This is a genomic window from Arthrobacter sp. GMC3 (assembly GCF_002929305.1).
In the GTDB taxonomy this organism is placed as follows: domain Bacteria; phylum Actinomycetota; class Actinomycetes; order Actinomycetales; family Micrococcaceae; genus Specibacter.
On record NZ_PJIO01000142.1, the window covers coordinates 1 to 544 of the forward strand.

Consider the following 544-nt stretch of genomic DNA (forward strand, 5'->3'; position numbering starts at 1 on the left):
CGATTACACCAAGTTCGTTGGCATCTATGGGGCCAAGGGCCTGGCCTATATCAAGGTCAATGAACGCGCCAAGGGCGTTGAAGGCCTGCAGTCACCGATCGTCAAGTTCATCCCGGAAGACAACCTCAATGTGATTCTCGATCGCGTCGGTGCGGTCGATGGCGACATCGTGTTCTTCGGTGCAGACAAGGCGAAGATCGTTTCCGAGGCCCTGGGTGCGCTGCGCATCAAGATCGGTCACGACCTCAAGCTGTTGACCTGCGACTGGGCGCCGCTATGGGTGGTCGACTTCCCGATGTTCGAAGAGAACGATGACGGCTCGCTGAGCGCGCTGCACCACCCGTTCACCGCGCCGAAGTGCTCGCCTCAGGAGCTCGAGGCCAATCCGGCTGCGGCGCTGTCGCGTGCCTACGACATGGTGCTCAACGGTACCGAGCTGGGTGGCGGTTCGATCCGTATCCATCGCAAGGAAATGCAGCAGACTGTGTTCCGCATTCTCGGCATCGATGAAGCCGAGCAGGAAGAGAAGTTCGGCTTCCTCCTC

At 59.7% G+C, this 544-nt stretch carries 1 protein-coding gene; it reads left to right on the forward strand.

Features of this window, described 5'->3' with window-relative positions; all coding sequences use genetic code 11:
• A partial coding sequence (locus tag CXQ94_RS24030) for an amino acid--tRNA ligase-related protein (protein WP_368665592.1) occupies nt 1-544 on the forward strand: 544 nt, incomplete at both ends.